This is a genomic window from Nostoc foliaceum FACHB-393 (genome assembly GCF_014698505.1).
GTDB classification, from domain to species: domain Bacteria; phylum Cyanobacteriota; class Cyanobacteriia; order Cyanobacteriales; family Nostocaceae; genus Nostoc; species Nostoc foliaceum_A.
This window is the reverse complement of the sequence record NZ_JACJTD010000054.1, coordinates 1-24,973: the sequence shown is the minus strand read 5'-3', so window position 1 is coordinate 24,973 and position 24,973 is coordinate 1. Positions and strand designations below refer to the sequence as shown.

At 42.6% G+C, this 24,973-nt stretch carries 22 protein-coding genes and 2 pseudogenes; 8 read left to right on the top strand and 16 right to left on the bottom strand.

Annotated elements, in window-relative coordinates; translation table 11 throughout:
• Nucleotides 1-329: 329 nt before the first annotated feature.
• Nucleotides 330-785: a hypothetical protein gene (locus tag H6G92_RS29645; protein ID WP_199345031.1), complete on the top strand. Its 456-nt coding sequence runs from the start codon at nucleotides 330-332 to the stop codon at nucleotides 783-785.
• 375 nt (nucleotides 786-1,160) lie between these two features.
• On the opposite strand, the gene H6G92_RS29640 is transcribed toward H6G92_RS29645, so the two are convergent.
• Complete coding sequence (locus H6G92_RS29640) at nucleotides 1,161-4,502, bottom strand: HEAT repeat domain-containing protein (RefSeq protein ID WP_190899171.1); 3,342 nt, start codon at nucleotides 4,500-4,502, stop codon at nucleotides 1,161-1,163.
• Nucleotides 4,503-4,860: 358 nt separating this feature from the next.
• Here H6G92_RS29640 and H6G92_RS29635 point away from each other — a divergent pair, with 358 nt between their 5' ends.
• Nucleotides 4,861-5,718, top strand: coding sequence for a DUF4351 domain-containing protein (locus tag H6G92_RS29635; RefSeq protein ID WP_190899169.1), 858 nt, complete (start codon nucleotides 4,861-4,863; stop codon nucleotides 5,716-5,718).
• Nucleotides 5,719-5,866: 148 nt separating this feature from the next.
• Here the strand turns inward: H6G92_RS29635 and H6G92_RS29630 are convergent, their stop codons facing one another.
• Both H6G92_RS29630 and H6G92_RS29625 read right to left on the bottom strand, forming a co-directional pair.
• The gene (locus H6G92_RS29630; protein ID WP_190899167.1) at nucleotides 5,867-6,205 is read right to left on the bottom strand and encodes a hypothetical protein; all 339 of its coding nucleotides are present in this window, start codon (nucleotides 6,203-6,205) and stop codon (nucleotides 5,867-5,869) included.
• A gap of 141 nt (nucleotides 6,206-6,346) precedes the next feature.
• Entirely contained in the window at nucleotides 6,347-8,872 is a 2,526-nt protein-coding gene (locus H6G92_RS29625) for a sigma 54-interacting transcriptional regulator (RefSeq protein WP_190899165.1), read from the bottom strand.
• A gap of 201 nt (nucleotides 8,873-9,073) precedes the next feature.
• Between H6G92_RS29625 and H6G92_RS29620 the strand changes: the two genes are divergently transcribed.
• From H6G92_RS29620 to H6G92_RS41255, 3 genes are all read left to right on the top strand, one after another.
• On the top strand, nucleotides 9,074-9,709 hold the full coding sequence (locus H6G92_RS29620) for a transaldolase family protein (protein WP_190899163.1): 636 nt from the start codon (nucleotides 9,074-9,076) through the stop codon (nucleotides 9,707-9,709).
• A gap of 109 nt (nucleotides 9,710-9,818) precedes the next feature.
• Nucleotides 9,819-10,007: a hypothetical protein gene (locus H6G92_RS29615; RefSeq protein WP_190899161.1), complete on the top strand. Its 189-nt coding sequence runs from the start codon at nucleotides 9,819-9,821 to the stop codon at nucleotides 10,005-10,007.
• 145 nt (nucleotides 10,008-10,152) lie between these two features.
• Nucleotides 10,153-10,365, top strand: coding sequence for a hypothetical protein (locus H6G92_RS41255; RefSeq protein WP_390625483.1), 213 nt, complete (start codon nucleotides 10,153-10,155; stop codon nucleotides 10,363-10,365).
• 82 nt (nucleotides 10,366-10,447) lie between these two features.
• Here H6G92_RS41255 and H6G92_RS29605 read toward each other — a convergent pair whose 3' ends face one another.
• The 4 genes from H6G92_RS29605 to H6G92_RS39775 form a co-directional block, all read right to left on the bottom strand.
• A complete protein-coding gene (locus H6G92_RS29605; RefSeq protein WP_190899157.1) occupies nucleotides 10,448-11,650 on the bottom strand; it encodes an MFS transporter in 1,203 nt (400 codons plus the stop codon).
• Nucleotides 11,651-11,746: 96 nt separating this feature from the next.
• Nucleotides 11,747-12,460, bottom strand: coding sequence for a rubrerythrin family protein (locus H6G92_RS29600; RefSeq protein ID WP_190899155.1), 714 nt, complete (start codon nucleotides 12,458-12,460; stop codon nucleotides 11,747-11,749).
• 308 nt (nucleotides 12,461-12,768) lie between these two features.
• A complete protein-coding gene (locus tag H6G92_RS29595) occupies nucleotides 12,769-13,863 on the bottom strand; it encodes an alkene reductase (protein WP_190899152.1) in 1,095 nt (364 codons plus the stop codon).
• Between the two features lie 97 nt (nucleotides 13,864-13,960).
• Nucleotides 13,961-14,083, bottom strand: a complete 123-nt coding sequence (locus tag H6G92_RS39775; RefSeq protein WP_242059357.1) for an SDR family oxidoreductase — start codon at nucleotides 14,081-14,083, stop codon at nucleotides 13,961-13,963.
• Between H6G92_RS39775 and H6G92_RS39770 the strand changes: the two genes are divergently transcribed.
• Nucleotides 14,037-14,282 (top strand): hypothetical protein, encoded by a 246-nt coding sequence (locus H6G92_RS39770; protein WP_242059358.1) that lies wholly within the window; start codon nucleotides 14,037-14,039, stop codon nucleotides 14,280-14,282. The genes H6G92_RS39775 and H6G92_RS39770 overlap by 47 nt on opposite strands.
• Before the next feature lie 125 nt (nucleotides 14,283-14,407).
• Here the strand turns inward: H6G92_RS39770 and H6G92_RS29585 are convergent, their stop codons facing one another.
• The 8 genes and pseudogenes from H6G92_RS29585 to H6G92_RS29555 all read right to left on the bottom strand — a co-directional run bounded on the left by H6G92_RS29585 (nucleotide 14,408) and on the right by H6G92_RS29555 (nucleotide 23,654).
• Nucleotides 14,408-15,718 carry an efflux RND transporter periplasmic adaptor subunit gene (locus tag H6G92_RS29585; protein WP_190899150.1) on the bottom strand — a complete coding sequence of 437 codons (1,311 nt, stop codon included), beginning with the start codon at nucleotides 15,716-15,718 and terminating at the stop codon, nucleotides 14,408-14,410.
• A 385-nt stretch (nucleotides 15,719-16,103) separates the two neighbouring features.
• On the bottom strand, nucleotides 16,104-18,176 hold the full coding sequence (locus tag H6G92_RS29580; RefSeq protein WP_190899148.1) for a glycoside hydrolase family 10 protein: 2,073 nt from the start codon (nucleotides 18,174-18,176) through the stop codon (nucleotides 16,104-16,106).
• A 160-nt stretch (nucleotides 18,177-18,336) separates the two neighbouring features.
• Nucleotides 18,337-18,909 carry an HdeD family acid-resistance protein gene (locus H6G92_RS29575; RefSeq protein WP_190899146.1) on the bottom strand — a complete coding sequence of 191 codons (573 nt, stop codon included), beginning with the start codon at nucleotides 18,907-18,909 and terminating at the stop codon, nucleotides 18,337-18,339.
• Nucleotides 18,910-19,076: 167 nt separating this feature from the next.
• On the bottom strand, nucleotides 19,077-19,628 hold the full coding sequence (locus tag H6G92_RS29570; RefSeq protein ID WP_190899143.1) for an alpha/beta hydrolase: 552 nt from the start codon (nucleotides 19,626-19,628) through the stop codon (nucleotides 19,077-19,079).
• A 180-nt stretch (nucleotides 19,629-19,808) separates the two neighbouring features.
• Nucleotides 19,809-20,000, bottom strand: coding sequence for a bromodomain-containing protein (locus H6G92_RS29565; RefSeq protein ID WP_109009738.1), 192 nt, complete (start codon nucleotides 19,998-20,000; stop codon nucleotides 19,809-19,811).
• A gap of 410 nt (nucleotides 20,001-20,410) precedes the next feature.
• Complete coding sequence (gene pstS / locus H6G92_RS38935) at nucleotides 20,411-21,538, bottom strand: phosphate ABC transporter substrate-binding protein PstS (RefSeq protein ID WP_390625484.1); 1,128 nt, start codon at nucleotides 21,536-21,538, stop codon at nucleotides 20,411-20,413.
• A 1,074-nt stretch (nucleotides 21,539-22,612) separates the two neighbouring features.
• Nucleotides 22,613-23,266, bottom strand: a pseudogene (locus tag H6G92_RS39765) (caspase family protein); the annotation flags it as partial.
• A 10-nt stretch (nucleotides 23,267-23,276) separates the two neighbouring features.
• Nucleotides 23,277-23,654, bottom strand: a complete 378-nt coding sequence (locus H6G92_RS29555) for a hypothetical protein (protein WP_190899139.1) — start codon at nucleotides 23,652-23,654, stop codon at nucleotides 23,277-23,279.
• Between the two features lie 348 nt (nucleotides 23,655-24,002).
• On the opposite strand from H6G92_RS29555, the gene H6G92_RS29550 reads away from it, so the two are divergent.
• Both H6G92_RS29550 and H6G92_RS29545 read left to right on the top strand, forming a co-directional pair.
• On the top strand, nucleotides 24,003-24,197 hold the full coding sequence (locus H6G92_RS29550; RefSeq protein WP_199345030.1) for a DUF2281 domain-containing protein: 195 nt from the start codon (nucleotides 24,003-24,005) through the stop codon (nucleotides 24,195-24,197).
• The gene (locus H6G92_RS29545) at nucleotides 24,182-24,511 is read left to right on the top strand and encodes a type II toxin-antitoxin system PemK/MazF family toxin (RefSeq protein ID WP_190899137.1); all 330 of its coding nucleotides are present in this window, start codon (nucleotides 24,182-24,184) and stop codon (nucleotides 24,509-24,511) included. The genes H6G92_RS29550 and H6G92_RS29545 overlap by 16 nt, the downstream gene beginning before the upstream one ends.
• A gap of 57 nt (nucleotides 24,512-24,568) precedes the next feature.
• Here H6G92_RS29545 and H6G92_RS29540 read toward each other — a convergent pair.
• Nucleotides 24,569-24,826 (bottom strand): annotated as a pseudogene (locus tag H6G92_RS29540) (methionine adenosyltransferase domain-containing protein); the annotation flags it as partial.
• Nucleotides 24,827-24,973 lie beyond the last annotated feature (147 nt).

Sequence of the window (24,973 nt, the reverse complement as noted above, 5' to 3'; positions counted from 1 at the left end):
TGTGCGTCTGTGGTTAGTAGATCACACCATTGACTAGCTGGTGGGTTTTGGTCAAGGTGCGATCGCAATGTATTTAATATCAAAGACTCATTAACGGAGTTCAAAGGTGGATTCATCCACTTCAAAGACTCATTTTAATTTTAACTTTTGACGGGTTCTGGAAGGTTATAAAGTATCACAGACAACAAAACTTTTCTTAATCACCGCACCCAAGAAAACTTTTCGAGTTATTCAACATTGATAGGATTGATCTAAAGACTTGTGGAATCTGCTCTTCCTAAACAGACTGGACTTGCATAAATTACTGTCAACAATTTTTGACTCACATCATGAATCGCTTTACCTCTATTTTGCTTGCCGGCTTGATAGCATCTGCTTCAGCTTTGGCTATTTCTCCAAAAGCTGATGCTAATATACCAGTGTCTTATATTGCTGAGTTAGATAGCAACAGCTATCAACGCAACGATGATGGTAACTACGAGCTTCTGAGTCGTCACTACAGAAATGGTGATTATGACCGCCAGAACGACCTTCGCAACATTCGTGACAATAATCGCCGCTATGACCGCGACAATAACCGTCGCTATGACCGCGACAATAATCGTCGCTATGACCACGATAATAATCGCCGCTATGACCGCGATAATAACCGTCGCTATGACCGCGATAATAATCGCCGCTATGACCGCGATAATAACCGTCGCTATGACCGCGATAATAACCTTCGCAACATTCGTGATAATTACCGTCGCTATGAGCGCGATCGCGACTGGGGTCGTAGTTAATCCCTTTGCCTATCTATTAAGCTTAGTTCCAAGTGAACTGAGCATTGATTCTACTTGGCGTTAGGACAGACACAATCTCTTTTTCCACTCATTCCTAATATCTGACTTTTCACTCTTATCTAGAAAACCTCGCTTCTATTCCCTAGTAAGGAAGCTTGCTCAGGGGTTAGGTTTAGCGTTAGCTTTCCTCTATGACGTGAAAAGCCAGATTTTTATTAAATCAGGAATTTGCCCTCAGCCTAGAAGTCTCTTTCTTATACCAATTCAATTAATGATTGCAACACATCCTTGGATAAAGATGCGATGAATCGCGTCTCTACAAATGGTCTATTTGTCGCATTATTTTTTCAAATTGGTATTAATTACGAATTAATATCACGACCTTGGGCGCAATAATTGCACGAAGGTATCACTCACAGTATGGTCTTTGGTATCGGCGGCGTATTGAACTAATTTTTCCTTCAGTTCTTTGGCAGCATCTAACGGGAGTAAGGTTGCTAGCAAAAAGTAGACACCACGAAAACGGGGGTCGTTCATGTGGTCAATGAGACGGTTTTTAGCTTCTTCGCTCTCGCCGAGAAAGTTTTGCACCAAAAAGAAATCCATAATCTTATCGTGGCGGAAGTACCATTCTCTCTTGGCTTCGCCTTTTTCGTCTTGCCACTGACGGCTGACAACCATTTTATATTTATCGTCTTCCAATGACTGTAATAGCTGGTAAAATTCATCCGCAGGTAACGCTTGCTCATCCTTCAACCGCATTTGATAGACAGCATCGGAGAATTTTTTTAGCGGAAATTCCTGGTTCCATTCTTGCAAATATTCTGCTGCCATCAATTGATATTGATGTTGTTGCAAGTGAAACAAATCGGGGTATTCGCCTTGGGATAGCATCAGGGCTACCACAGTTAAATCCATTGGATTAGAGAGAACCTTCTCAATCGCGCTTAATTCTTGTGGTGATTGCTGATTAGTGAGGGCTTTGGTTAAAAAACTAGCAGTGGCTTGCTCATAATCAGTACCTTGAACTTTGGCATTTTTGGGCAATCGTGGTTGACGGGAAATCAGAAATTGCTGAATTTGTGGTTCCTCAAGGGGCAGCAATTTATATATTTTGGCTGTTGAGGGTGGTGTCCACTCTAGGGGTTGGGTGGTCATGATGATGTTACCCCGGAAATAGCTTTCGGCAAACTGACAGATTTTTGCCCTGGTGTCGGCGCTAACTTCATTCAGTCCGTCAATGCAAATATCTAATGCGCCACTGTAAATTAAATTCTTGAGAAAATCAGCATCTTGTGCTTGTCCGTGCAGCTTGGCTTGAATTGCCTCAATTACCCCTTTGTCACACTTCTGGGCAGGTAGATAAACCACAAGCCGCCCAGAAGTTTTTACCAAATAGCGCAGATACATTGACTTACCCAAGCCAGAATCACCTTCCAAGATGACTTGTCCTTTGATGTTAGGTAGCACTTGGGTAATTGGTACGGGTTCATCTACACCGGGAACTTTCACTTTAGAATTTGGGAAGTAAGCTTCCGGGTTAAAATTATCTAACCCAGCATCGGCTAGTAGGGAAGGCTTGAAGGGTTCAAATAACTTTTCGCGGAAAAAGGGAACCCAGGTGAGAATTAAGCCGACGTAGCCAATACCAAGAATGCGCCTCACCCAAGGGTTCCAGAAGAAGATGGCTTGAACTTGGGGAAATTTGGGATAAGCGAAGATGAGGGCAAGCCAAAAAGCAGCATGAATCAAAATAGTCGTTCTGGCGTTGAACAACCACTGCCAAGTTTTGAGGTTAACTATGACTGATTGCAGCGAATCAGCTTCGTTGTAGCCAGCGTTTTTGAGGTTGTTGTAGTGAGTTTCTAAAATAACAATATCTTGTGGTTGCCAAGAGACTTTTCTCGCAACTACAGCAATTTGTTTGGCTAAGTCTTCGCGTACTCGTACAAAATCTCGACTCGGTTCCCAGGCTTGGGCAAAGATTTTGAGAGTTTTATCACCGCGATCGTGGCTTAATTGACGAGGAATTGTTTTGTTATCAGGAAAACTCAGCCATGTAAGCAGTGTTTTGACTTCATTTGTGCCACCACCCAAAAAATAGCTTAAAAACCGCCACTGTACAAATTCTGATTGACCTACGTAATAGACTCTATCCAGAATTGGTACAACATTATTAAGGTTGAGTTGTTCTATCTTACCCAATGCTTCTGCTGCATCTTTACGAAAATTTTTATCAACGGTTTCATCCTTGAAGAAGTCGAGGATATCTTTGACATAGGGTTTGGCTGCCTCCCCAATATTTGCCAATGCCACGACTGCACCGGAACGAATATCTTGGCCAATGGTTTGATCTTTGAGGATGTCAGCAATATCTTTAACATAGAGTTTGCCAACGTCCCCCACACCCAGATGTGCCAATGCTTCTGCTGCACCGGAACGGATTCTGGAGTCATTAACATAGGTAAGAGTGCTAGAAGTTTCATCCTTGAAGAAGTCGAAGATGTCTTTGATGTAGGGTTTGGCAGTCTCTCCCAAATTTGCCAATGCTACTGCTGCACTGGAACGAACATCAGAGTCAACGGATTTATCCTTGAGGATGTCAGCGATGTCTTTGACGTAGGGTTTGGCTGGCTCCCCCAGATTTCCCAATGCCGATGCTGCACCGGAACGAACATTTGAGTCAACAGATTTATCCTTGAGGAAGTCGAGGATGTCTTTGATGTAGGGTTTGGCTGGCTCCCCCAGATTTCCCAATGCCGATGCTGCATCGGAACGAACATTTGAGTCAACAGATTTATCCTTGAGGAAGTCGAGGATGTCTTTGATATAGGGTTTGGCTGGCTCCCCCAGATTTCCCAATGTCTTTGCTGCACTGGAACGAACATAGGGGTCAACGGATTTATCCTTGAGGATGTCAGCGATGTCTTTGACGTAGGGTTTGGCTACCTCCCCCAGATTTCCCAATGTCTTTGCTGCACTGGAACGAACATAGGGGTCAACGGATTTATCCTTGAGGATGTCAGCGATGTCTTTGACGTAGGGTTTGGCTACCTCCCCCAGATTTCCTAATGCCGATGCTGCATCGGAACGAACATTTGAGTCAACGGATTTATCCTTGAGGATGTCAGCGATGTCTTTGATGTAGGGTTTGGCTGGCTCCCCCAGATTTCTCAATGCCGATGCTGCACTGGAACGAACATAGGGGTCAGCGGATTTATCCTTGAGGATGTCAGCGATGTCTTTGACGTAGGGTTTGGCTACCTCCCCCAGATTTCTCAATGCCGATGCTGCACCATAACGAACATAGGGGTCAACGGATTTATCCTTGAGGAAGTCGAGGATATCTTTGATGTAGGGTTTGGCTGGCTCCCCCAGATTTCCCAATGCCGATGCTGCACCATAACGAACATCTTGATCAACGGTTTTATTCTTGAGGAGTTTGGCAGCTTTCTGAGCAATATCTTCTGGTTTCTGAACCACCAGGTTCAAATTTTTGAGATCGTATTCATTGAATTTTTCAAAAGCGAGTTTCTTTACTCCGTTATGCCCATCATCAAGGGCAGCTACGATACCGTTAATCTGCCACGCTTCTGGCTTCGGCTTCGGCTGTTCTTTCGCACTTACCCAAGGCAGGGCGAGGAGGAGTGTCAACAGCAAGATAAAGGGAAAAAGGAAAAAGGGGGACGATCGCTTTTTAATTATGTGCAGATGCATTTGTATAATTCGTAATTCGTAATTCGTAATTTATTTAGAAATAAAGGCTGTTTCTGTTCTTTCCTTGGTAGAAAAAGAGAAGGGGGTTAGGTTTTTATTAGTAAATCAGGAATCGCTACAGTTATCTTTTTATCGTCTGATAACTCAACCTAGCCAGAAATGGAATATTAATGTAAATATTACAGGAATTTAAAAAGATACGCTCAGAGTATAGTACTGAGCTTCCTTGAGCGATGGTGCGACGCCGTAAGCTTTGCATTAGCGAGTCCGCGAGCGTCATAGCCCGTCGTAGACATGGCTTACTCAAACCACTGCACGAGATAATAACAATACTTCGTTCAATTGTTAGCGATCGCAAATGTCTTTTGATAACCTTTGCAAACTACTGTCCGAAAAACATCCTGCTACCTTTGCCAGTTGGGTTTTGGGTACACCACAAACAAGCGTCACAGTCCTCAAAACCGAATTGAGTATCGAACCAATTCGCGCTGATTATGTCACATTTTTACAACTACAAGGACGCATTCTCCATCTGGAATTTCAAACCAAACTAGAATCTACGCCACCCCTACCCCTGCGGATGCTAGATTACTGGGTACGCTTATATCGTTTATATCGTTTACCAATAACGCAAGTTGTCGTATTATTGCTTCCCCCTGCACCAGGAACAGTAATTGAAACTGTCTTCTGTGTCGAAACTACCCGTCATGAATATCGCGTGATTCGCTTATGGGAAGAAAATCCTGAACCATTCCTCAATGAGCCAGCTTTGTTACCATTAGCACCACTGGCCGCAACCACGCAACCCCAAGCTTTGTTGCAACAAGTTGTGGGAAAAGTTAATCAACTTGAGCCAAGACAACGACCAGAAATTTCCGCGTATACCCAAATCTTAGCGGGGTTAAAATACAATCAAGACTTGATTCGACAATTATTTCGGGAGGGTATGATGCGCGAGTCAGTGATTTATCAAGAAATTCTCGCTGAAGGTGAACAACGCGGACGGGAAGAAGGACGAAAAGCAGAAGGGCAATTGCTCATTCTCCGTCAACTTACTCGACGGGTGGGAGAATTACCCCAAGAGATGCTAGACCGGATTGAAAATCTCTCCTTAGAACAATTAGAAAATCTCGGTGAAGCATTGTTGGATTTTCAGGCGATCGCGGATTTAGAAACCTGGTTTGGTACATTAGACGTAGGAGTGAAAATAACGTAGGTACAATTTATGAATTATGCCTACCAAGGATTTCGGGCAACGCATAATTAATTTCACTCCTATGTCTATTTGAGCCAATGTCTGATGGTGCTAGGGAAAAAATAGTTTCAGAAGAACGAAAGTGAGTTGAGCTTGTCAGATTGCCATATTAAAGCTCAATTAACTTGAAGCCCCAAGGTTTGAGAGCCGCTAAAGCTATTTCTTCATTTACACCCTCATAAGCTTCCCATTCCAACGGATGTTCTTTGGGATGTCCGTCGCCGACATTACCTGCAACTTTAATTATTGGACAGTTGGCGATGCGATCGCGCTCCAACCCTCTTGGAATTGCTAGTTCGATTTTGTGCCCGATAAACTTCGCTGTACTATCATTAGCTACAGATTCACGGATTAAACAAATATCACCCGCAGTCCCCCAAGTAGTTTGGTAAATGTGGAGGAACGATATATAAGTTGCTGGTTTGATGGATCTTTTTAGAACGTGCATTATCTGTAATCCTTACACTATGAGGGAAAAATCATAAATCATATGAGTATTTTGTATCACGTTCGTAGGGAAGAATGTTTTTAAATCACATTTTGCACCTAGCCCAGGCGATTAGAAACCGCCTGGTAGAAAATGTGAAGCTTAAAATACAATAATTGCCCACATACTAACTCCCAACCCAATAGCTGCTAGGTGTTGCCAAAGGAGCGATCGCACTGGTTGCTTTGCAATCTTTTGCGTTAATAATATAGTCAGCAACACTGATAAAATTATCGTTGCACCTTGCAAAAAGGCAATCACCGCTGGGTGAGCAACCAATATTGGTAATTGTTCTCCACTCAGACCAAGAGTAGCAAAGGTAACTGGTAAAATCCGCCCGCCTTCGCCTAAGCCCAAACGCAGGTAGTGAGCCAAGTTTCCCCCCAAAACTAATGGTAGGTAGCCATAGGCAAGTTCTACAAATGATCGCGACTTACGGTTAAAGTTGAACACTTGGAGCAAGCCATAAGCCCCAAAGGTAAAAATCGCTGGGATAATTAACACTAGCAGGGATAATCCCAAGTGCTGCCAAAACTGAGTTAAATCCAGTTGTAACCCCAACCAAGATTGCAATTCTGGCAAGCGATGCAGATATATCCCACCCAACAGCAAAAACAATAATGCTACTTCATAGCTGCGGGGTACATGAGTTGTCCACAGTTCAATACCAGGGGGACGCAAGTTGAATTCGACGGAACGATGAGGACAGGCTTTGAGGCAAGTCATACATAAAACACAATCTCGGTTATCTTCTAACTGCGCTGGGTGGGAGTATAAAGGACATCCATTCGTTTCCATCCCTTCGCCCTTTTGTGGCCCACCTTTATAGCACTGATACGTGGTGCAACTGGCAGAACAAATACCTTGTTGTGCGCGGAGTTCCGTCATTGAGAGTTTGGCAAATAAACCATTCATCCCGCCGATGGGACAGAGATAACGACACCAAAACCGCCGCTCAAAAATGGCAGAGAAAATCATTGCCCCAGCAGTAATTAACAGTAACAAACAAGCGCTGAGGTAGGCGGTATTTTCTAAATGCCAGAGTTCTTCCCATAAGAAAATTAGGGAGAACAAACCAAACATGAACCATCCGCCCCATTTCTCAGCTTGCTGTCTCGGCCAGCGCTTGAGTTGTCGAGGCCATAGCCAGAGAGATAACTTTTGGGTAATTTCGCCGTAAATCATGAAGGGACAAACAGAACACCAGATACGTCCCAAAAAGGGAAAGAGAAATAGGAAGAAAGGCCACCACCAAGCCCAAAATAGATTTAATACGAAATTGCGATCACGAGTTTGTGGCCCAATAAATAACACCGCAACTATAATCGCAAAAGCCGTTGCAGTAAAACCATAGTTAATGCGATCGGGCCACCAAGGACTCCGTAAAAACCGCCGCAAACGAGGATAGGCATTTAACAGATTCACCCGAAATCGTTTTTTCTTCGCTTCGGCTGGCCAGAAAATTTCTTCTGTTAATTCATTAGCACCCTCCGCTTGCACGATCGCTCTTTCAACCAGATTTTTCAATTCTTTGAGGTTCCCAGGAAAATCATAAGACTGGAGGCGACGTAAAGCTTCTGGGGTAATATGCGGTTTCGGAACGCCTCTAGATCGAATGTAGAGACTAGTGTAATATTCTACCTGTGCCTGAATATCAGCTTTCCGCACCCGTAGCGGTGGTACTTTAATAATGTGACCAATACAGCGTTCAATTGTCGGCTGGGTTTTTTCGGAAACAATCAAAATTCTGGCTTTACTAAGACGAGGTTCAGGTACTGGTTCTCCTGGACGAGTGACGGGGGTATATGTGCCAGTTTTGAGCAACTGTGTCACGGAAGGTAATAATTCTTGTGGCAATTCTTGGATATTATTGAGAACTAAAGTACCTTCTCCCAGCCATTCCAACAGTCCTGGTTTACCGCCAGCACGACCGAATAAATCTGCACCGCTCGTTTGCAGAATACCGCAATTTACTTTAATAATTGGTTCTCGTCGTTTTGGAGAACCAAAGTGGATGAGAGCTGCTATATTGTCTTTTTCTAACCCTGGTTCTCCAAAAATATCCACTGATTTTCGGTCAGCCGCCGCTTCTCGAATTTGCTCGCGCAGCCTCACAGCATAGCGACTTGTACCAACAATTCCGCGTTGCGCTTTGGTAACTAAATATGGTCGCAAAGCTACGGAACGTTCTTGTTCATAGCCAAGTGCAGATGTAGCCTGAGCTAATTCTTGAGCCAATTGACGCGAAAAAGCCTGAGCAATTTCTGGGTATTGGGTGGCTAATTCACGAAATTTAGCAGCAGGCACAACCCACAAATGACATTCTGTTACCGTAGTAATTGTGAATGGAGTTAATTCATCCAACAGCAATTCTTTGAGTTCAATCACTGCACCGGGGAGGAATCCACAAGCTAAGGCTGGGTTGGTTTGATTGGTGCTATTGCTTTCGAGTTGACCTTGTACAAGAATATAAAGTGCTTCTGGAGGAGTGCCTTCGCTAACTAAGTCAGTTTCGGCACTCACTACTTGTTCTTCAATTACTTGTGCGATCGCATTTAACACCCCAGGCGAGAGAATTCCTAAACTGGTGCGTTCTTGTAGCCATATAACCGTTTCTGGAGATGTCATATTAATTTCTCCGTGTAGGCTGTTATGTATAACTGTTTTCAATTTGGCGGAATACAGTAGGGGCGCACAGTTCTGTGCCTCTATTGGGTATCACATCCAAACAATAACCGCTATCAAAGAAATTATCCTCTGAAAGGAATGTCAAAATATCTGTGTGCGGCTGTTATAAATTAATATCTGAGAATTGATCGGGGACAAATTATGGCAATTTATCTAGACTCAGCGATCGCATCTGAAGCTGAAGTTGTTAAGCTTTGGGGATGGGTGAAAGGCATTACCACAAATCCTACGCTGTTGGCTCAAAGCGATACGCCACCAGAAACCACGCTCAAAAAATTGCTTGCCTTGACTTCTGGCCCGTTATACTATCAACTTGTGGCATCTGATAAAGCCGGAATGCTAGCTGAAGGTAGAAAAGCTTTCGAGATTATTGGTTCACAAACGATTTTAAAGATTCCCGCAACACCGTTGGGTTTTGAAGTGGTGGCGAGTCTATCACCAGAAATTACCTGTTCGGTGACAGCAATTTACAGTGCAGCACAGGCAGCAGTAGCACGGGAAGCAGGAGCTAAAATCGCTATAGCTTATGTAAATCGCGCTACGCGGTTGTTAGGTGACGGTATTGCCTTAGTGCGAGATATGGCTAGCGTCCTCAAAGGCAGTGATACGCAAATTTTGGCAGCTAGTATCAAATCTCCCGAAGAAGCAGCCGCCTCATTGCAAGCCGGGGCGGATCATTTGACTTTACCATTGGCAATGTTGCAAGCGATCGCAACTCACGAATTCTCACAGAAAACTGTTGAAGAATTCGCTAAAGGAGGCATCGGCTTAAGATAATTCGTAATTCGTAATTAAATATGAGTTTGTCAGATATCCCTAATCTCTGGGTTCCTCTAGTACTTTTAGGTTTAATTATTGTCGCTGCTGTATTTTTCAGCCGCAGCAGTTGATATTTAAATATTCAGCTTGTGATTTACAGGTTGCAGGCGATCACTACACTGTTGAAACCAGTAGCCGTTATTTTCCCAACATAAATGTGTCAGAGGTAGTCACAGAGTGTTTAAAAATTGCCTATGAGCGTAATACTAGCGCTGCTATTCGGGGATTGCGCCAGAAATTGACGAGTGAGAATTAAATATTTTGCGATCGCTTCTATACGTTCTGGTTGCAGTTATGTGGCTCATCCCCGACCGTCGCATTGAAAATACTCTCACTTCCTGAACATATTTGTTCAATATGCGATTGTATCGACTGACAATGCGATTGTATCGACTAACAATGTGATTGTATCGACTAACAATGCGATTGTATCGACTAACAATGCGATTGTATCGACTGACAATGCGATTGTATCGACTAACAATGCGATTGTATCGACTAACAATGCCATTGTATCGACTAACAATGCCATTGTTTCGACTAGCAAAAACAAACTTCCCCTTTCTTGTAACTTGCCTTATCTAAAAACCTCGCCCAATCACACAGAAATATAAAATAGGATGGGATAAAGTTTTTTGTATTGTTATGCAAATGAGAACCGCCATAATCTAATGAGCGAATTTTAGGAGGAAATGGTTAAACTCCTTTTACACAAGTGCAATACCTAAACACAAAAAATATCAGAATCGCAAAACCAGTCGCCGCATAAAACACGCTACTAATTCCGCCAAAACCAAACGCATAGCCCATCAACAACGGCCCTAATGTTTGCCCTAACCCAAAGAATGTCCCGTTTACCGATATAATCGTCGCTAAATATTCTCTTGGTGCTAAATCTGCTAAAAGTGTTTGGATACTAGGAAAACCCATACCAAGCCCAATACCAAAAATTGTGCTGGGGATTAATAGTAACCAGATATTTTGCACAAAGGGAATAATTAACATAGCTAAAGCATAAAAAATATAAGATGCACTAATCAAATTTGTGGCAGGAAATCTTCTAGCCAATCTGCCTAACTGGGAAGATGTGATAGTAATTGCCACGGAAACACTAGAAAGTAGCAATCCAATAATGGTGGGCGGCGCTTTGAAGGTATCGTTCATGAGCTGTGGTAAATAGGTAACGTAAGCGCCATACAGGAAAACAAAGTTAGCCGCACTGGCAATAAAAAGTCCAAATAGCTGACGATTTTTGAGAACTTTTACTGCATTGCTTAAATACTCTTTGAGATTGCGATTGCCTTTTGGTTCTGGATTCTTGAGTGCAAACAACACCAGTAACCCTAGAGGAATCGCTAATATGGGCAGCATGAAGGGATAATACCAGCCCATTGTTGCTAATGCGCCACCGATTATTGGATAACTTGATGTGCCGACGCTGCTGATACTTGCATTGTAACCCATTGCCGTAATCCGTCTGTCACCTGTGTATAAATCGCCGATTAAGGTGATACTCAGAGAAAGCAAAGAAGCAGCACCAATTCCTTGCAGCAAACGCAACCATAGCAATAAATTAAAATCGCGGGCAAAGGCGCAAGCTGTACCAGCTATGCCAAATAAAAACAGTGAAGGAACGATAATTCTCTTTCTACCCCATCTATCGGCAAAAATACCAATAATTGGCCCTAAAATCAAAGATGGTAATGTAAATGCTGTAATCAATAAACCCAAATTTTTAGGATTGATATTTAAGTCTTTGGCTAACTTGGGAAAAGCCGGAGTCACGCTAGAAACTCCGATAACAGCAATCAATGCAACTGCACAAATAATCTGGAAATTTAACTCTAGATAAATTGGCTTCTGTCGTTCAAATTGACTGTTATCTTCTGGTGAATTCATGATCCTACCTTGTGTATAAATAATCAAAAACGCGAAGCATCTCTGAAGACGCTTCGCGTTGATGTACTAAAAAAGAGTGCCTACTTGATTGTCGTCTTAAGCTGCAACTTTTTCCTCAAATGGTTTAAAGGTTTTTTTGCTAGCACCGCAAATTGGACATTCCCAGTCATCGGGAATTTCTTCAAAAGGTGTACCCGGTGCAATTCCCGAATCAGGATCGCCAGCGACTGGATCGTAAATCATGCTGCATTGTCTACAAATCCATTTCCGAGTTTTAGGATCTTCACCTGCAACTCTGGTTGCTGTTTGTCCTCCATTTAATACTTCTAAGGCTTCAGCGTAGCGATCTGCGTGGTAATTTTCGATGAATTTTAACAAGCCAAAACGGTGTGCAGCTTCCCGAAATGTGTTGGCATGATCGGTAGATTCTTTAACTTGTTTAAGAAATTCTTCAGCCGCAGGATTGTCGCGATCGCGTTGAGCATCTGCGGCAAATTCTGGATACATTGTGGTATATTCGTAAGTCTCCCCTTCAATTGCTAAAGATAAGCAGCGAGATATAATTTCCCGCTTTTGTTCATCAGTTAAAGCAGCTGAATCTTCTACCACCAGTTCTGGATGCAGCAACTTAAAATGTGCAAAAGCGTGTTCGGTTTCTTGATCTGCTGTTTCTTTAAAGAGTTTCGCCAAGTCTGTAAACCCAAGTTGACGCGCCACGTCAGCAAAAAACAGATACTTGCGATTTGCCATCGATTCACCACCGAAAGCAGCTTCTAAGTTTTGAAGTGTAGTAAAGTTGGATAAATCCATAATTTTTGGATGCCTGCAAAGTGATATTTAGCGTGAGAATACAGACTTTACAACCGGATACACGAGCCGTTATTTGTATAAGTTATAAATGATTTATACAAACTTTTTCAGCTCATATTTAGCAATCCGTTTTGTTAGCTGCTCTTGGACAATTATAAAACCGAAAAGTTTTACAGATGACAAATTCTACTTTTGATTTAGAGATACAGCAAATTTAAAGTTTGTGAGGTACACAAGCTAAGTCTATTACCCAGATATAAAGCGTGTTTTACTCCTGAATTCTGAATTTTGCTGTAATTGTGATTCTTTCAAGTGGTCTGAAGTTCTAAAAATGGGTAATCGGTATATCCTGTTGCGTCAGGTGCATAAAATGTCTTTGGCTCTGGGGTGTTCAAATGTGCGTTCAGTTCTAAGCGTTTTGGTAAGTCAGGATTAGCAAGAAATAACTTGCCAAAAGAAACTAAATCTGCGTTGCTGCTGGCAAGAATACTATCTCCTGTTGGGCGATCGTAGCCACCATTGGTAATCAAAGTACCTTGGAATATTTGGCGAAAGTAAGGTGTAACAGGGTTCATGACTTCGCGGGTTGCTAAATCGACTTCGTTCGGTTCCATCAGGTGAAGATAGGCAAGTCCAAAGGGATTAAGAGCTTTGATGACATAACTAAAAGTTTCTTGAGGGTTGGAGTCATGCATTCCGTAGAAAGTGTTACTTGGTGAAAGCTTGATACCAACACGGTTGGCACCCCAAACGCTAGCGACTGCTTCCACAACTTCTAAGAGGAATCGGCTACGCTTTTCTATGGAACCGCCATACTCATCTGTGCGCTGGTTCGAGCTATCTTGGAGGAATTGGTCGATTAAATAGCCAAATGCACCATGAAGTTCAATCCCATCAAATCCAGCCGCCAGGGCATTTTCTGCGCCTTTGCCAAATTGCTCGACAATCTCAGAAATTTCTTGGGTTTCTAAAGCACGGGGAGTTTCCAATGATACTTTACCTATGGGTGTATGGAGTGAGCCAACTCCTGCGATCGCACTAGGAGCAACTGGCAATTCTCCACCAATTAAAGCCGAGTGAGAAACTCTCCCAGAATGCCAAAGTTGCAAAAAAATTCTGCCCCCTTGTTCATGTACTGCATTAGTTGTCAACTGCCATCCTGCCACTTGTTCTTCTGAGTAAATACCTGGGCAGTTGATGTATCCTAAACTTAAAGGTGAAACCATTGTACATTCGGTAACGACCAGCCCAGCACTAGCGCGTTGCGCGTAGTAAGTTGCCATGAGCGAGTTTGGGATGCTTGCAATTGCCCGTAAACGCGTCATCGGTGCCATTACGATCCGGTTTGGTAAGGTGTAAGGGCCAAGCTGAACTGGGGTGAAAAGATTGATATTGGAATTCATGGCTGAAATTTCTATTGGTAGATTAACGGCGTTGCACATTATCGGCTGAGGTTTTGAAACGGGGAATATCGCTTTTATGAGGAAAGCTTTAATCGCCTCACGCGATTCCACCGTTTACGCGGATGTTTTGCCCGGTGATCCACCTGGCTTCGTCGCTACCAAGAAATGCTACTATGTCGGCGATTTCTTGCACATCTCCAAGTTTGCCAAAGGCAGCCATTTGGGCTAAACGGTCTATCTGTTCTTGTGTTTTGCCTTCTCAAAACAGTTCTGTATCGGTGGGGCCAGGAGAAATAACATTAACTGCGATCGCTTTTGCACCCAATTCTTTAGCTAACTTGAGTGCAACAGCTCGTCCAATTCCCCGCGATGCACCAGTAATAATTGCAACTTTCCCGGCTATTGATGCCATAGATTAATCTGGTTTTATTTTGCCAAAGTGATTATCTGCTGTTAAAGTACTGCACCAAGGTTAAATTTAGCGATCGCTGTCATTAGTAATTAGTTATTTCTTCCCTGCGTCCCTGTTCCCCATTCCCCTTAATTAACTTTCTGGAACGATCGCAACACCATCTCTGAGATTGAGTAACCCTGAAATAATAACTTTATCTTCTGGCTGTAATCCGTCAATAACTTGGTAATTATTGTCTTTGATCTCGCCTAGCTTCACTCGCTTTTGCCGAGCTACTTGTTGAGATCCACCTTGGGGAGACGTTTCTGTTTCAACTACATAAACAAAAGTGTCCCCACCTACACGAGTCATGGCTGTTGTGGGGATTAAAATTCCGGGACGCTGATTCCAGAACACTCTAGCCCTTACCAATTGATCTGCACGTAGCTGCCCATTAGGGTTATCAAAAAGTGCTTTGATCAGTATCCCTTGTGTTTCATTACTGGCGCTAGGCGCAATGAAAAAGACCCTACTTCTACCTAGCTTTTGACCTTGTGTGTTCATAACCTCCACTGGCATTCCCTTACGCAATTGCGGCCCTTGCTGTAATGGCACAGAGATATTCACTTCTAAAGGTCGATTTTGCGTAATATTAACTAATTGTGTGGATGTATTAACTAAATCACCGACTTTCAGAGCGATGTTGCCAACTGTGCCACTAAAGGGAGCAGTAATTTTGTCGGACTGGGGCTGTTGTGTTTGAATATTTACATTAGCTTGCTGTAAGGTTTTTTCAGCCTGCAATATGTTGGCTCGTTGTGCTTGAATCCTGGAATCAATTGCATCAAGACTAGTCTTAGCATTGGCGAGCCTATCAGCGAACTGATTGCTAGTTTGTCGAGATACGGCTCCTTGTTCAGCTAGAGTGACAAACTTTTCATAATTCTGCTGATACAATTGCACATTTGCAACATAGGATGATCGTTCTGCTTCCAGAGATTTGAGTGTAGCGCGGGCATTTGCCAGTTGCATTAAAAATGCTGGAGGCACAGCATTGCTTCCACTAGCACCTGTTTGTCGCGTAGGATCTACTTGGAGAATTGCTGCTCCTTCGGCGACTGGATCTCCCGATTTCACAAATATCTGAGTAATTTGGCCCTGAATCCTCGGCTGGAGCGTGACTGAGCGCTGGGACTTTAGGCTAGCAATAAAATCTGAACTTTCCTCAATTATGCCGCTTTGTACTGTCGATATTTTGACTCTTACCCCTTGAGGTTGAGTATTAGCAGTTGAAGGTGCTGAATTTTGCGGAGTGAGCAAGCGCCAAACTAGAGTTGCTCCGCCCCCTAACAATAGTAGTGCTGCTAAAAACAACCAAAGCCACCGCCGTTTTCCAGAAGGTGGCTCAAATGAGGTTTGTGGAGCTTTGTCTCCAAAATCAGTTTGAGGCTCAGGGGATGTCATGGCTTGTGAGGAACTTAAGGAACAAATTAACTAGAATTAAATCAAAATTTCATCTGTTGATATAGAAATTACTGATTTGGCATGAGGTTTTGTGGCAAATTATGTGTTACCCCATCCAAATATACTGTTTTAATAATTCTGTCTAAATCTACCGAAAGGTGAATCCGCTCCTTAAAACCTATGGAAATCTTAGCCCTTCATCAAAAAAAGGATGAATATGACTATGCGTGAACTATGCAAATAGACTTGCACACAAGCCAGAAATCAGCAAAAGCTGACTGGCCCTAACTGGTTCAGTATTAAGTGCGATGTCTACGACCGGCTGCGCCTACACACACATTACCCACCGCAGCGATCGCGATCGCACTCATAGAACGCACTTTTGTCAACTAACTGTAATAACTGTTCCCACACTTTCATTCGCTAATCTATCCACCGCACATACGGCATAGGTTCCCGCTTGTTGAACGGTTGCGAAGGTTGTGCCAGCAGACAAAATTCGCTGAATTGTCCAAGTATCGCCACTTAGCCGATAAAGTGTCCAAGAACGAACTGGCTGATTATCACCAGGCTGCCAACTCAGTTTGCGGTTATTGACTTGTAGTCCAATGGGTGGAGGGGGCGGTGTTTTATCCTGCCAAGACAAAGTTGGAGGTAGAGCAGGTTTGTTATAAAGCAGACTTTGGAATTTATCAGCAATACCCTGACTATTTTCCGTCAAAACACCGACATTAAAAAAGATATTCCCCAGTGACAACCGTCCAGCCTGACTACGACTAATTTTCACCTGCTTTTCAATCTCATCACTCTCGCGACTCTTGTTGCTTGGTTCTGTCAAATTGTTACCAGCGTAAACGTGTCTTTGCTTTGTGTTTACCTGTGTCCACCACTGTAGCAACGCCGAATAACTTTGTTGCGGTTGGTCTGTGCGCCAGTAAAGTTGAGGCGCGATATAATCAATCCAGCCTTCTTCTAACCATTTCTTTGCGTCAGCATACAGCACATTGTAAGCATCTAACCCAGTAATACCAGTGGGTTGTCCGGGACGATAAATCCCAAAGGGACTAATACCAAATTTAACGTCAGGTTTAGTTGCTTTAATTCCCTGCCAGAGGCGCTGTACCATTCTGTTAACATTATCCCGTCGCCAGTCGCCAAGGCTGAGTGTACCACCAGCTGCTTTATATGCAGCGTAGGTTTTGTCATCGGGAAAAGGTTGTCCCTCAATGGGATATGGATAAAAATAATCATCTAAGTGAATGCCATCAACATCGTAGCGCTTCACTACATCAAGAATTACGTTGTAAGCTCTATCCTGAACTATTTTCAGTCCTGGGTCCATCCAGCGTTGAGTTTTCCACAAATAAACGCTTTCTGGATTGGTAGCTGCTATGTGGGGACGGACTGTTTTGGCTGGGTCTGTAGAAGTGCTGGCGCGGTAGGGGTTGAACCAAGCATGAAGTTCAATGTTGCGCTTATGACATTCTGCGATCGCAAACGCTAAAGGATCATAAAATGGTTCCGGTACTTTTCCCTGAGTTCCGGTAATCCAAGCACTCCAAGGCTCTAATTGAGATTCATATAAAGCGTCTCCCTCCGGTCGCACCTGGAAGATGAGGGCATTGAAGTTTAGTGCTTGTAATTTACTAATAATTTCGCTAAGTTCAGCTTTTTGTTGGGCAACAGAAAGTCCCGCCTTGGAAGGCCAATTGCTATACCACACGGATGCTACCCATGCCCCCCGAAATTCCCGGCTATGATTTACCTTAACGCTACCAACAGGTGTGGGTGTCGGCGTTGGTATTGGTATGGGTGTTGGCGTTGGTGTTGGTGTCGGCGTTGGTAATGGCGGCTGCACTAGGTAACTAGAAGCAATTTTTTCTGCCTCACCTAAATACACCAAAGCTTGATAAATAATCACTGCCACATCTGCACGGGTGGCTGCGAGATTAGGATTGAGTAATTTCACATTTGGGGAACTAACCACCAATCCAGCACTGGTGGCAATAGCTACCTGATTTCTACCATACCCAGGAATCTGAACAGAATCTTGATAAATTTGTGGGAGTTGTGAGAGGAGGTCAGGTTTTACCTTGGTGGCAATTTCTAAACCTGCTACCAAAGAAACTAAAACTTCCACGCGAGTAATTCGGTTAGCGGAACGGAAACTTTTATCAGGAAACCCGCTAATAAATGCTTTTTCGTAAGCTGTTTGAATGGCGGCTGCTGCCCAATAATTAGTGGGTACATCAACAAAAGGCACATACTGCCGCTTCTTGGAAACTGTCGGAAATGCCTTGGCGATGATGGCGGCAAATTCAGCGCGGGTGAGTGAGTTATCGGGGCGATAGGTGCCATTCGGCAACCCACTGACAATACCACGTTGGGCTAAGGCTGTAATAAATAAGCGTGCCCAATGGTTTTGAATATCCGAGAAGGGAGTAGCAGTAGATACCATTGTTGATTGCAGCTAACTGGCATGGATTTTCATTTCCTTAGTTAATTTAGCAATATCAGAGCGATCGCTGCTGCAATCTCTTGTAAACTTTGACTATTGAACTTTGGGATGGGGCATTGGTAATTGTTTTTCCTATTCCCTACTCCCCATGCCCAATCTACTAAATAGCATTTGCAGTTTGGTCAGGAGGATTCGAGGTAGAACGCGCATTAAACGACATCATCACCCGTGAAATGCCAGTGAAAACAATACTGACACCAACTAGTGTCCCAAGAAGCCAGGGCGCATTGAAGGGCCACTGGAACCAAATCATTGCGCCTAAGACCAGCGTAATAATCCCATCACCTAGTATCCACGTCCAGTTTTCTTGTGGACGTAACCGGAATGCCAAAATTAATTCGAATGTACCTTCAGCCAGCAAAAAGCTGCCAAGCAACAGAGTTAGTGTGAGCACACCTGTAAAAGGATAAACAAACAGCATGATGCCGGTTGCTATATAGAGTCCGCTCAATAGAAGTTTCCAAATAAAAGCTCCTTGGTGGCGGGTTTGAGTGGCATAAACTAGTTTTGTGAATCCTGCGAAAATCAAAATCACCGCAATCCAAGTTTCGGCGAATATGGTTGAGAGATTAGGCGCTGCGATCGCAATAACCCCTAAAATACTCAGAAGAACACCACTGATCAGTGACCCATTAACATCCTTCTTAATATCTCTAGAAACATCGGTTGTCATACAGATATTTTCCCTATTTTTAGACTAAACTCTACTTTTAGATTAGGGAATTTCTAAGTAACAGAGTATGAACCCTAAGATAGACTCATAAGTATTAACTTCATTGCGATCGCGACTAAAATTCACCACAATTGAGACACTAAACCAATCATCTGATCACATAACCTTTATAAGAGTTTTGCAAGATTGCTTAGGCGTTCATAAACAGGGATGAGACGATCTCCTTCAAGTTCAACAGAAGTATTTGGATAATTTTGAATGGCTCCAAGTAGTGTAACTTCACCATTTTGTTTAATAGATGCACTTAAAGCGCTTCGTAGCGCCTGCTGATCTAGTTGTCCTGCGGGAGGGTGAACTACCTCACCAATTTGGTCAACCAAAACTGGCCCAGCCCAGCTAGACAGTAAGCTATTTAAAAAGGCAGGATCGGCTTTTATCGATGCTTTCAGTGCCTTACGAGCTAATGCGGGATCTTGTTGCGCCGCCTGTAAATAAGCTCTTAACGTCGGGGTAGTCTTGCCAGTTTCTGTAAACTGAGTTAATTCTTGAACAGATATTTGCCCTTGAAAAGTACCATACTTTAAAACAACTTGCTCGGCAGCATCAGCATTAGTACTCGATAGGAGAACAACAGCACCTACACCTAAAGCTACTGTTTGAGTCAGTAACTTAGTGAATTTCCTATTGTTTAATCGGTTGAAAAGTTGAGAAATCTGCATTCTGTCTAACTTGATAATGGTGCGGAGCGTGCATAGGCACAAAATGCCCAAGCGTTATATTCTTTCAGAAAATTCCTGCTACAGATACATGATTAGGGACGTATAACTGTACGTCCCTACAGCCAATTTGTTGCAAAGATTTTTGGAAATGCTGTTATTAAGGCTTTTCATTAGGCGAAGCTAATGAGGTAGTATTGGCTTATCTTCGTCTAAGGTTGGTGCAGGTATACCCAAATGCTTCCTTGCAGATTCTTCAGCTAGCTTTCGGTCTTGCTCGTTATCGAATTGACTCTCATCTAACAAATGAGGGTTTTTTGCCGCTTCATCTCGGCTTGGTCGATAGCCATTCTTCCACTTGTACTTCAAGTCCATAAGTTGAAAGGCAGATATACTGCAATTTGATTTTCTAGTTATTCATAGTAGGCGCTTAATGGAGCGTGATACTCCTGCTATAGGTTGAAGAGGCTCATTCAGAAGGTACAAATTTAACATAAACTTTGGGTAACAATACTCTAGGGCAGGGCTTGATAGATTAGCACGCTGATGATAAATTATAAAAGAGAGTTTATAAAGCGATAATTACTCCTAATTTAAAGGTAGCCAGGAGTGCCAATCGCAAGTATTATAAATTAAGTTAAATTAACTTTATACAGATAGTACTCCGATTGTGGGTTAGCTACTTCCTGGTTTTGAAATAATAACTAACCTGATATTCTAAGAAGCAGAATTGATTTTATTTTCTATTTTTCTCAAAAATTATATTTTTACTACCAAGAAAATGATTATTTTATACTAATTTTATACTCTGGACTGATTTGATCGGCAGCAGCAGCCACCTTTGTAATGACGTTTTGGGGTAGAGGAACATACCCTAGTGCAGCAGCCTGCTTTTGACCATCGGTTAAGACGTATTCGATCGCAGCTTCGACTGCCTTAGCTTTTGCCACATCGGGATATTTCTTGTAAGCCAAAATCCAGGTGTAAGCAACGATAGGATAGGAATCAGCCCCTTCTGGATCAGAAATGAAGACGCGGAGATCAGGCGGTAGATATGTTGATGCCAGAGTTCTAGAGGCTGACTCCTCACTAGGTACAATAAACTTACCGCCTTTGTTTTCTAAAGCAGCAAGCTTGAGACTATTTTGTTTGCCATAGCCGTACTCGACATAACCAATAGAACCTTGTGTTTGTTGGATTTGGGCTGTAACACCTTCATTCCCTTTCGCACCAACTCCCACAGACCAGTTGACAGTTTTGCCTTCACCAACTTTAGCCTTCCACTCTGCACTAATAGCGCTGAGGTGTTTGGTAAACACACCTGTTGTTCCGCTACCATCAGAACGATAAACAACTGTGATTGGCTGGTTAGGAAGGTTTACACCTGGGTTAGCCTTGGCAATTTGGGGATCATTCCAAAACTTGATTTTGCCTAGTAGAATATCAGCGTAAACGGCTCGTCGTAGCTTTAGTTCTGGAACATCGGGCAAGTTGTAAGCTAACACTATGCTACCAGCTGTTACAGGCAGTAAAATAACGCCCTTATCTGCTGGCACCTTCTGGATTTCTTCATCCTTCATAGCAACATCGCTGGCACCAAAGTCTACAGTCCCTTTGATAAATTGCTCAACTCCAGCACCGCTACCAACTGAGGCATAGTTAACTTGCAGATTTGGATATTTTTTGTTTAGATCCGTGAACCATGTATCATACAGTGGTGCTGGGAAAGACGTACCAGCCCCGCTTAAGCTGACATTTCCACCGATATCTAGTTTGGTTGGTATGAAGGAGGGATTATTGCTGGACTCTTGTGATTCAGAAGAGGAATTTGATGGTTCGCTTGAGATGGACTGGATTACAATTCCAGCAGTAATTGCTGCCCCAGCTAAACTCGATGCAACTTTCCAAGGTATTTGCTGTGAAGTTTTCGGCTTAGTTATAGAAGCATCTAGTGATTTGGGAACTTGTTCAGGTACAGCTATAGATTTTACATTTGGAATAGTCTGAGCTTTTTGTTCCTGAACTGGCTGCTGATTTGGTTGAACTTCGCGGCTTTTAAATACTCGTTCCTCAATCAAACTAACTTCTAAATTAGTAATATTTAATGTTTGCTGAAACCGTTGTAAATCTTTGCGATTTTCATCACTAATCGGATACTCGTATTGAATTAATTGACGCAGTACTTGTTCATATTGCCGCAATTTTTGTTGGTAGGCTTGAATCTCAGCCGTAATTCGTTCTACTATTGGGGCAATATCTTCATCTTTTAAACCTAAGATTTGCTGGTGCTGTTGCAGTTCATTCCGCTTAACTTCACTTAGGGGGTATTCCTGCTGTGTTGCTCTAGTAAATACTTGTTCATACTGCTGTAATTTTTGTCTAAATGTCTCTCTTTCAGCAGTAACGCGATTTTCAAGTGAAGCTATATCTTTATCAGTGAGTTTCCATACTTGTTGCATCTTCTGCAAACGCTCCTGAGTAGCTTGACTAAGAGGATATTCTCGTTGCATTTCTTTAGCTAATGCCTGCTCATAGGATTGCAGTTTTTGGTTATATGCTTCAATTGTTGTCTTAACCCGTGCCTCTATTGGCATGGTATCCTCATTCCTCAGCCCCAAAATTTGCTGAAGATTTTGTCGTAGTTCATTGATATCCTCTTCGCGAGAAGCTACTTGTTGCTGAAATGCATTAGTGATAGCCTGTTCATATTGCAGTAACTTTTCTCTAAATTCCTGGCGACCAACCGCCAAAATCTCGTCTTCAATTGCAGTGGCTTCCACCTGAGACAACCCTAAGCGAGTTCTCAGCACATCTAAAGTCTGGCGACCAACAAAAGAAATTTCGCCGCGCTTGATATACCGCGCTACTTCTTTGCCATACTTTTGCTTGGGATCACCAAGCGGAACTTTTGCTAACCGAATTGTATAACCTTCTTTGCCAGGATGAATCTCCGGCTTCATCGTTGGCTGTATTTCTCTCACTTTACCGCTAGCATACTCATGCAACTCACCAATTGACACAAACCCATCATCATCTCGGTCTGCCGCCCCAGTTGTAATTCCTTCAATCAAATAACGAGTATAAATTGAGAGGTCTGACCCCTGCTGCTCAAAGGAATATTGAGTCGAACTGGATGAAGTGAGAACAGCCCGCCCCTCTCCTCCTAATTGCTCACGGATATTTACACTGCCGTCATCTTTGGCTGATAAACCTTCAGCAAAAGCACCACTAAAGCAACTATCCAAAATGACAACTTGCCGCTTAGAACGGCTGCGGCTCATGCTTTCATGGACAACACTGGCTGCTACTGCCGATGAGCGAATTAAATCACCTCTGGGAGTTTTGCGTGTGGTGCGGGTTGCTAAAAACAGTCTGCCAGTGTCATCCTTAATGCCATGACCGGAGAAAAAGAGAAATAACAAATCATCTTTTTGACGATGAGCAAACAGACTTTCAATTGCTTCCTCCATATCTTGGCGCTGGGGATTTTTTAGCACCATAATATCTGTTTCAGCAAAGCCGCCCATTTCTGGGTGTAACAGCACTTGCTGCATCGCTTCAACATCTTTTACCGCAGCAGGTAGCGGGTTTAACCCAGGCTCATATTCACTCACCCCAATCAGCAATGCTACTTTGGCCATTTGAAATACTCTACCCTGTTACAAATTTCTGTGCTGCCTCTATTGCTGCTTCTAACTCTTGCCGACTGCTGGCTTTGACTTTCAGTTTTTTACCATTGGCCTCGATTTCTAATTCAATAATTTTGTTACCAAGGCGATCGCCTAAAAATCCCATCAGTGCTTTAATATTCTTGGCATTCACCTGCGTTGTTAGCCAACCCACAGCTAGCCCTGTAAGTGACTTGCTTCCTTCCGGTGCTTCTGCTTCACGGTAAAGACTAGCATCTTCCACTTCATCCAGTTCCAGCATCTGTTGCAATAGTCTCTGCGTTTGGTCTTGCAGTTCATCGTCATCTAAATCAGGCTCTTGCAAGGCGATGGTAATCTGGACGTTGGATCTACTCGCCATTTTCAACCTCTAATTGTGGTTAATGCTTAAATTATCACAAGTATCTTATACAATCCAACTAGTAATAATTCCGGTCTGGATTATCATAAAATACAAATTTTGCCAAGATTCATCGCACCGTATGAATAGGAAGAGTATTGCGAAGTAAAAATAGATACTATTGCTGACCACAGCAAGCTAGGCTTGATTTTGATTTATCTTGGTTAATTTAGCAATACGAGAGCGATCGCTACTGGGTGTCATATAAAATTTTACAGTTGCAGAATTTGTTTGATTTTATATTTTTATTAAAAAACCGATATGATCAATATTATTTTAGATATTGCTGAAACATAAAATAAGACAATTATGCTTAAAGAACAAATAACACAAGAACTAGACAAATTACCTGAACCTCTGTTACAGGAAATTTTAGATTTTGTTCAGTTTTTACAAGTCAAGTACCAGAAAGATAAAGTCTTAGAAATCACAATTATGAGTGAAACATCACTGCAAAAAGATTGGTTAAGTCCAGAGGAAGATGCAGCATGGCAGGATTTGTAAACGGAGATATTGTTATTGTTCCATTTCCATTTTCGGACTTAACCCAAACAAAACGCAGACCTGCTTTAGTTATTGCTACTCTTCAGGGGGATGACCTGATTTTTTGCCAAATTACTAGCCAATCTGTTGGCGATATCTATGCTATTAAACTGGATAAGAGTAATTTTAAGTTTGGTCGTTTAAATCAGCCAAGTAATCTCAGACCAAATCGAATTTTTACTGTCGATAAACAAATTGTTTTATACCAAACAGGTCAAATAAAACGTGAAAAGTTAACAAAGGTGATTAATAAAATTATTGAAATTATACAGTAGTGAAAGGAGAAGAATTGATTAGATTTTGGTTGTTAGTAACAATCTATTAATCCCCGTTCAAAAAACATCAACTTTATCTACTTTTTCCCAAGGAAGCTCTATATCAATTCTGCCTACATGACCATAAGCAGCAAGTTTCCTGTAGAAGCCACCTTTGGTTAATGAAGGCAAATGTCTCAAGTTAAACTGTTTAATTATCCCTGCAAGACGAAAATCAAAATACTTTTCTAAAACTGTCGTGATTTCTTCGTCAGCAATTTTGCCTGTGCCAAAAGTTTCGACTTGGACACTAACAGGTCTAGAAAGTCCTATAGAACCCATTTGACATCTAAGAAGGTGCAGCAAGCCTCTTAACCATCAACCGAATAAAACAAAGATTAACCTTGGCAGTCGCATTCGCTAAAGTTCTCTCAAAGTTCTTGACGAGGATTTTGCATCTTTCCATCCAAGCATTTGACCGCT